The organism is Moorena sp. SIO4E2 (genome assembly GCF_010671945.1).
In the GTDB taxonomy this organism is placed as follows: Bacteria; Cyanobacteriota; Cyanobacteriia; order Cyanobacteriales; family Coleofasciculaceae; genus Moorena; species Moorena producens.
On record NZ_JAAHIE010000321.1, the window covers coordinates 1 to 8,622 of the forward strand.

Sequence of the window (8,622 nt, forward strand, 5' to 3'; positions counted from 1 at the left end):
TGTGTTTTCAAAGTTTTCCGCAAGATATTAGATCCCCCCCAGCCCCCCTTATTAAGGGGGGAGCCATACTCAAAGTCCCCCTTTTTTAAGGGAAACGGGGGTACTCGGAGTTTGAAGACACGCCCTAGCCCCCCAATTTTTCGGTGCGACCCGTGGCGAATTTAATAATTAGATGCGGAAAGCGCACCGGGAGGGGTAATGATGTCAAAGTACCCCATAATTGGGGGATTTAGGGGGCAAATGCGTAAGCCCTATAAATGTGAAAGCCCTGCTTAACTTAATGTTAATAAAACTTCAGTGATACTTCATCAAAGCTTCGCCTAAATTTGCCGGATTGGTAGTTATGATTGTTGAGGTCGCAAATATTATCCTAAATATCTGATTGCTAATTTTGGTTGAGATTATAATCAGTCAAACCCTTATTATCGAATGCTTGATGCTGTTAGCAACTTGTCACAATTAGTAGGTGGATGGCAGCCACCTACTAATACTAATGTGCAGGATGCTAACAGTAATCAACCGGATTTTATACGACTGCTGAGACTAGTAGCCATTTGACCAGTGGCTACTGTTACAAACCAACACATTATAAAGGGGCATTTTAGCATGTTTGATATCAAATATGCAAGTTTTAACGATCTCGATAAGTCGTTGAACTTTGGGGAGATTGAGGTACACAACGCTCTGGGAAGTCACTCCAAAACCTCTAGCACTATTGTTTTTATTGACTCAGGGGTAGATGATTATCAGAGTTTAGTTAATGGTACGGTACCGGAAGCTGAGGTGATTGTCCTGGACTTTACACAGGATGGCGTTGAAGAAATTACCAAGGCTCTGCAAGGACGCACTGATATTACTGCTATTCACATCGTTTCTCACGGTTCACCGGGGTGTTTGTATTTAGGGAATAGCCAGTTAAATCTAGACACTCTAAATCACTATGGTGGACAACTAAAGACCTGGATTCCTTCAAATTCTGTTACTCAGGAAGGCAAGTTCACTTCTATTCCTATCCTTCTCTACGGTTGCAATGTTGCTGCTGGGGATGCGGGTATTGAGTTTGTGGAAAAGCTACACTACCTAACTGGGGCGGAAATTGCTGCTTCTACAAAACCCACTGGTTCTGGGGCACTGGGAGGAGACTGGGAACTAGAGATCACCACCAGTAATCTTGAAGTCCCGTTGGCATTTCAGGCAGCAACACGAGCAGTTTATGGCTCAGTTTTAGCTACTCCTCAAGGACAGTGGATCGCCCAGGGACCGAGTCCGGCACAGAATGGGCAAGTTGAGAATGTTCAGCCTAATAATGAGGTGGTTGGGGCAATTCATACGGTGCTTGCTCACCCTGATGATGCCAATATCCTTTATATCGGAGCCGTAAATGGCGGGATTTGGAAAACAACGAATGCAACGGACAGCAGCCCTAACTGGACACCGCTGACGGATGACTTGCTAGGGAATTCCATTGGCGCAATGGAATTTGATCCGAGTGATCCAACCAATCAAACGATCATTGCTGGCATAGGTCGTTTCAGTTCTTTCCGACGACGTGGGGGAGCTTTAACGGGTTTGTTAAAGACCACTGACGGAGGAAAGACCTGGACTCAACTGGCAACGGCTGATAACCTGGACAACGATCGTGACGGTATGGTTGATGAAGCCGATGAAACTTTGCTGTCAGGAAGAAATATTTCAGGTGTGGCCTCTCGCGGGAACACGCTCTTAGTCAGTGCTAATAATTTTGGTGGTGGTACTCAAGGGGGTGTGTACCGCAGCACTGACAATGGTGCAACCTGGGAATTCAGATCAGGTAGCAATGGACTTGATGCCGGAGCTGCCTTTGATCTAGTGGGTGACCCAACTAACAACCAGCGTTTCTACGTATCGGTTCAGGGCAACGGTATTTTTCGTTCAGATGATGGTGGAGCTAATTGGATTAACGTATCTGATCAGGATGCGAATCTAGATGGGGTCATCACTGGGGTAGGTAATAATAACACAGAGATGGCGGTCGCAAGCAATGGTCGCCTATACACTGCTGTTCTCACCAATGGCCAAGCCTCTTATATCGGATTTACAGACAATCCAACGGCAACCAACCCAACTTGGACTCAAATGGATCTGCCGGTTACCGAAGAGAGAAATGGCGACTTTGAAGGACTAAACCCCAGGGAAAAGCCTGGTGGACAGGGAGCTATCCACTTTTCAATTATTGCCGACCCGAATAATCCAAATGTGGTCTATGTAGGTGGAGATCGTCAAGACATCCCGTTTCCAAATGCCATAGGAGCTAATGATTTCTCTGGTCGTCTATTTCGGGGAGACACAGATGAAAATCCCACGGACCCAGGCAATCCAGAAAATATCAACTCTCCCCAGTGGCAACCGTTAACTCACAGCCAAGGCGACTTTAGTGGGGGCGGAACGGCAAACAACAGTTCACCACACGCCGATTCCCGCGAAATTACCTTCGATGCCAATGGTGACATCATTGAAGTGGATGATGGAGGAATTTACCGCCGCACCAATCCACAAGACAACACTGGGGATTGGTTTTCCCTCAATAGCAATTTGCAGGTGACTGAGATCCACGATATTGCTTACGATACTGTTTCCAACATTATCATCAGCGGAAACCAAGATACAGGAACAACACAACAAAATAACTCTGATTCAGTTGTCTGGGATAGCGTGTCTACGGCTGATGGTGGCGATGTCGCAGTTTCGATTGATCCTAATAACGATCAGCAATCGGTGCGATACTCAAGCTTTCAATTTCTAGCTGGTTTCAGACGTCGGGTCTATGATGCAAATAACAACCTAATCAGCCAGACTTTTCCTACTCTCAATGGTTTAAACATTTTTGATACACAATTTGTCACACCTGTAGTAGTCAATGAAGTTGATCCCAACCGTATTGCTATTGGTGGATTCACTAGCGTCTACGAATCGTTTGACCAGGGTGATAACGTCACTATTGTGAACACGGCTGGGGGCGGTAGTGTGGGAGTCAACAGCAGTGACGGTGATCCAATTGCCTATGGTGGTCGTCGGAATGGGCAAGATAATCCAGACGTACTTTATGTCGGATCGGGATTTAACATATTTGCCCGCACCACATCAGGCGGGACATTAGCGAACACTAACTATTCTGGTGAAACAGTTGGAGATATCGTACTCGATAGCGACGACTGGATGACTGCCTTTGCCATTGATGATGACCAGGTATTTCAGACCACCAATGCAAATAACTGGATGGATATCACGGGCAACCTGCAAGAATTCGCCACCAACTTAAATTTAGAGCCAGGGGATTTGAACTTGCGATCAATTGAGTTTATTTCCGGTTCTACGGTAGATGGGATTGTAGTTGGCAGCAATATAGGCATCTTTTCAGCAACTAGCAGCAGTAATTTCACCGATTGGTTAAAGCTAGGAACCGATTTACCCAATGTTCCTGTTTGGGATCTTGACTACGATCCCAGCGATGACCTACTAGTAGCTGGAACTCTGGGGCGTGGCGCATGGACTCTCTCAGATGCGAGTTCTATACTGCTTGTGGGTATCACGGAAATTGGCACCTCAAACAATGATAATCTCACTGGTACTTCACGGAACGACACCCTCAAGGGTCTTAACAGTCAAGATACCCTCCAAGGACTGGCTGGTGACGACCTCCTTGACGGCGGTGACGGTGATGATCAATTGTTTGGAGACGATGGTAATGACACCCTTTTAGGCGGTCAAGGTCAAGATAAACTCTTTGGCGGTAGCGGTAACGACCTCCTCAATGGTGGTCAAGGAGATAACATCCTGACTGGTGGCAGTGGAAAAGACATGTTTGTCTTGTCCACTGCAGGCAAGAACACTATTGTTGACTTTGAAGATGGTCTAGATTTGTTGAAATTAGAGGGAGGTCTAACCTTTGGGTCACTTTCTATCTTTGAACAAAATGGTGACACTTGGATCACAACTGAAAATAATCAACCGTTAGCTTTCTTGACTGATGTGAACGTCAATCTGATTACGGCTGACGATTTTGTGGTGTAATCTAGCGTCAGCTATCAGCTATCAGCTATCAGCTATCAGCTATCAGCTATCAGCTAATGGGTGGCACAGGCTTGAAGCCTGTGCCACCCTACTTGATGTGCTTATGGACATAGGGTAAGCTACACCAAACAGCTTTTGAATAAGCGATGCAGTCGGCCAAAGGGGGTTTCCCCCACTCGCTATTGCATCAAGACAATAGGTAAGCAAAAGTTTAATCTGAGTTACGGAATGCTGACCGCTGACCGCTGACCGCTGACGGCTGAATGCTGAGATATCAACCATGATCACACAAACTAGAGATACGCTCTTTCCCAGAATAAACATTAAACCGTTTTCCCCGCAGAAATCCCACTAGAGTAATCCCAAACTCTCTGGCTAGGGTTACCGCCAGACTGCTGGGAGCGGATACAGCGCAAACAATTGGTACCCTAGCCATCAGACATTTCTGTAAAATCTCAAAACTAGAGCGCCCACTGACCATCACAATGCGATCGCTTAAGGGCAGTTGATTAGTTAATAAGGCTGAACCCACCAATTTATCCACAGCATTGTGACGTCCCACATCTTCTTGTAAGGATAGTAACTCTCCTTGGGTATTAAACAACCCAGCACCATGGATTCCCCCAGTTGTGGAAAACACTGATTGAGCTGAACGCAGCTGTTCCGATAGGCTGTAAATCACCTCAGTGCTGACTTCCATAGCATCAGACATAACTGGACACCCTCGCAAGCGTAGTGCGTCAAGACTGGCTTTTCCACAAATTCCACAGGCGCTGGTGGTGAAAAAGTGGCGTTCCAGGGGCTGCAAATCTGGAGTAAGTTCTTCCCTCAGGGCCACATTCACAATGTTATAGCGCTGCTCACCATCTTGATTAGAATCCACACAGTAGCTAATCCGTTGAATATCATCCCGATGCTTTACAATTCCTTCACAATAGAGGAACCCTGCTGCTAGTTCAAAATCTGCCCCTGGGGTGCGCATAGTCACAGCTACGGTTTTCTGGGGAGAGGTCAGGCGAATTTCCAAGGGTTCCTCTGTTGCTAGTTGATCTAAACGCGATCGCACTTGGCTGTTTTCCACTACCCAGACTTGGGATTTAGTTTTGCTACGGTGCTGATTCATACTTTATACTCAGAGCTTGCACCAAGTTTAAAATTTATCTGTAAAAGCAGGGAACAGCGGATCTGGGAACAGGGAACAGCGGATCTGGGAGTAGGGAGTAGGGAGTAGAACTGGATTACTATTCCCTATTCCTTAACATTAAAAATTTACCTCACCTATTTGATAAATACTATAGATTTAGATAACTTTTAATGGCATTCCTAAATTAAGCGATCGCTCGACTATCAACACAAAACAAAAATTTCTCAATACTAACCATTTATAACTCAATTATATTAACATTAATCAACGGTTATATTACCTCATTAATTTCATAATCAACCTTTAATTTAATCATGTAATTTATATAGCAATTATAAATAAATTGTGATACTTTTTGTTTCCTGTTTCCTGCTCCCTGTTCCCTGTTCCCAGATCCGCTGTTCCCTAAAATCTAGAAATTGTTTACCTCATAGCTATGATAATTGCTATAAGTTTATGATAACCTGATCAAGTCCCCAGATTTTAACGTTACTCCAAACTCATGCTGCGTCAACCCAAAAAACGCTGGACTCCTTCCCACTGGGCAAACTGGAAACCATTCGGTATTGGTGAACAATACCCGAACAATTATTGGGAAGTCTTCAGAGCAGCTTGGGAAAACCGAGACCAGTTATCCTATGCTTGGGATATCTTAAATCACGGAGTCTGCGACGGTTGCGCCCTTGGCACTACTGGTATGAAAGACTGGACTCTTGATGGTGTCCATGTCTGTAATGTCCGGCTGCGGTTGTTGCGGATGAATACCATGGCAGCATTTGATCCCGAAATATTAGCAGATGTCTCCCAGCTTCAAAGGAAAAAAAGTATCCAACTGCGGGATTTGGGACGGCTTCCTTACCCCATGATGCGGCAACGAGGGGAGAAAGGATTCCGTCGAATTAGCTGGGATAAAGCACTGGAATTAATCAGCGATTCCCTAAGGAATAGTTTCTCTTCACCCATTGATAGCACCACCAACCGATTCAGCGTTTATCTAACCAGTAGAGGTACAGTAAATGAAACCTACTACGCTGCTCAAAAAGCAGTGCGGGCGATAGGGACTAATAATATAGATAATGCTGCTCGCATCTGCCACTCTCCTAGTACCGCTGGACTTAAAGCCGGATTAGGGGTAGCAGCTACTACTTGTTCTTATAAAGATTGGATTGGCACAGATTTATTAGTATTCATTGGCTCTAACGTTGCCAACAATCAGCCAGTTACAGTTAAGTATCTCCACTGGGCTAAGAAAGCTGGTACCAAAATCGTGGTAATTAACACTTACCAAGAACCAGGTATGGAACGCTATTGGGTGCCTTCGATTCCCGAAAGTGCCTTATTTGGTACTAAATTTGCCGAAGACTTCTTTTTAATCAACATGGGTGGGGATATGGCATTCCTCAATGGCACTCTCAAGGAAATGATTGCTAACCATTGGGTAGACTCATCCTTCATCGAAAATCATACGACTAATTTTGAGCAATTAAAAGCAACCCTCGCTAACCAATCCTGGGAAGAACTAGAACAGCTTTCCGGTACTTCCCGTGAACATATGTACGCCTTTGCCAAGATGCTAGCTGAAGCTGATAAAGCTGTGTTTGTCTGGAGCATGGGTATTACCCAGCATCAGTGTGGCGAAGATAATGTGCGAGCCATCATTAACCTAGCCTTAGCAAAAGGGTTTGTTGGTAGAGAAGGCTGTGGGTTAATGCCGATTCGGGGTCACTCTGGGGTGCAAGGAGGAGCAGAAATGGGATGCTATGCCACGGTTTTTCCTGGTGGTAAGCCCATTACTCCAGAAAATGCTGCCAAGCTCAGCCAACAATGGCAGTTTGAGGTCCCCACTACCAAAGGATTAACAGCAGCGGAAATGATTGATGCTGCCCATTCAGGGGAGTTGGATATAGTATTTTCCGTCGGAGGCAATTTCCTGGAGGTGTTGCCAGAACCAGAATATATCAAAGAGGCACTACAGCGAATCCCTCTGAGAGTTCATATGGATATTGTCCTCTCCAGTCAAATGTTAGTAGAACCTGGGGAAACCGTAGTCTTGTTACCCGCCACGACTCGCTACGAAATCCCAGGGGGAGTCACTGAAACCAGTACCGAGAGAAGGGTGATTTTCAGTCCAGAAATTCCTGGCCCTCGGATTGGGGAAGCCCGTCCGGAGTGGGAAGTGTTTATGGAACTAGCAAGGCGAGTGCGTCCGGATTTAGCAGATAAATTACACTTTGATAGCACAGCCGCGATTCGGGCAGAAATTGCCCAGGTTATCCCCCAGTATGCTGGTATCCAACATCTTAAGGAAGCAGGTGATCAGTTCCAGTATGGTGGTTCCCATCTTTGCTTTGGCTGGAATTTCCCCACACCGGATGGGTTAGCCCATTTTTCCCCTTTATCTCCACCCAAGCATGAACTGCCAGAAGGTCATTTCCTAGTAGCCACCAGGCGAGGTAAGCAATTTAACAGCATGGTGCAAGAACAGAAAGATGCCATTACTGGGGCAAAGCGAAAGGCGGTGCTGATTAGTCAGGTGGATGCTAAAAAACTGGGATTAAACCATGGCGATGCCGTAATTCTGAGGAATCAAAAGGGTCAATTCCAAGGACACATCCATATCGCACCGATTACACCAGGAAATTTACAGGTACATTGGCCCGAAGGGAATGTGCTATTGGATAAAGGCAAGCGATCGCCTGAAGTTGATATTCCAGACTACAATGCTTTGGTTCAACTGGATAAGATTTAAGGAGATAGTATCGAGGTAAGCATACAGCCGTCAGCTGTCAGCCGTCAGCTGAATGCTTAGTAATTAGTAATTGGTAAGTTACAAGTTTCACGTTACAAGTTTCACGTTACAAGTTTGAATAGGGATCCGTGTAGGAATTGTGATAATTGTTGTTCCCTACTCCCTACTCCCTACTCCCTACTCCCTACTCCCTGTGCTATATAAGTAGTCAACCGGACATAATATTAGTCAGCAACATATCGCCATCCTTGAGGTTCATATTCCCGTTGAATTCGCACCATCCAGCTACCTTGGGGAAGCTCAATTGGCTGATGCTCTTCGTGAGTTAAGGTTGCTGTTTCTGAAACAACTTGTAGATAAAGGATGCCATTTTTTTCGTATAACTGAGCAACACCATCACTGATGCGATGAGAATGTCCAGTTACCTCCCCTTCTGCTAGGGTTAGGTGAGGTAACTGTTGTCCATTAATTTGCTCTACAGGAAGTAAAATAACGTCGCCTTGTCGAATAGGTTGCATAGGTTTTTTGATTAGTTGTTATCTTGATTAATTGTTAGTTTGATTAATGGTTATCTAGTTATCGATTAGTTGGGACAGGCGAGAAGAGTTCTTTTGTCCACTACTATAGCATTTCTCCGAGTAATGATGTACAGTCAATTGGCTTATCCTTACTCCCTATT

Annotated in this window: 5 protein-coding genes; 3 read left to right on the forward strand and 2 right to left on the reverse strand. The window is 45.2% G+C overall.

What is annotated here, in order from left to right:
* The first annotated feature begins 606 nt into the window (after nt 1-606).
* Both F6K37_RS25620 and F6K37_RS25625 read left to right on the forward strand, forming a co-directional pair.
* Entirely contained in the window at nt 607-4,050 is a 3,444-nt protein-coding gene (locus F6K37_RS25620) for a DUF4347 domain-containing protein (protein ID WP_009149404.1), read from the forward strand.
* Nucleotides 4,040-4,168 (forward strand): hypothetical protein, encoded by a 129-nt coding sequence (locus F6K37_RS25625; RefSeq protein ID WP_287253054.1) that lies wholly within the window; start codon nt 4,040-4,042, stop codon nt 4,166-4,168. The genes F6K37_RS25620 and F6K37_RS25625 overlap by 11 nt, the downstream gene beginning before the upstream one ends.
* Before the next feature lie 156 nt (nt 4,169-4,324).
* On the opposite strand, the gene fdhD is transcribed toward F6K37_RS25625, so the two are convergent.
* On the reverse strand, nt 4,325-5,173 hold the full coding sequence (gene fdhD / locus F6K37_RS25630; protein ID WP_287253056.1) for a formate dehydrogenase accessory sulfurtransferase FdhD: 849 nt from the start codon (nt 5,171-5,173) through the stop codon (nt 4,325-4,327).
* A 523-nt stretch (nt 5,174-5,696) separates the two neighbouring features.
* Between fdhD and F6K37_RS25635 the strand changes: the two genes are divergently transcribed.
* Nucleotides 5,697-7,943, forward strand: a complete 2,247-nt coding sequence (locus F6K37_RS25635; protein ID WP_287253058.1) for an FdhF/YdeP family oxidoreductase — start codon at nt 5,697-5,699, stop codon at nt 7,941-7,943.
* 224 nt (nt 7,944-8,167) lie between these two features.
* Here the strand turns inward: F6K37_RS25635 and F6K37_RS25640 are convergent, their stop codons facing one another.
* Nucleotides 8,168-8,461 carry a DUF8820 family protein gene (locus F6K37_RS25640; protein WP_287253060.1) on the reverse strand — a complete coding sequence of 98 codons (294 nt, stop codon included), beginning with the start codon at nt 8,459-8,461 and terminating at the stop codon, nt 8,168-8,170.
* Between the last annotated feature and the right edge of the window lie 161 nt (nt 8,462-8,622).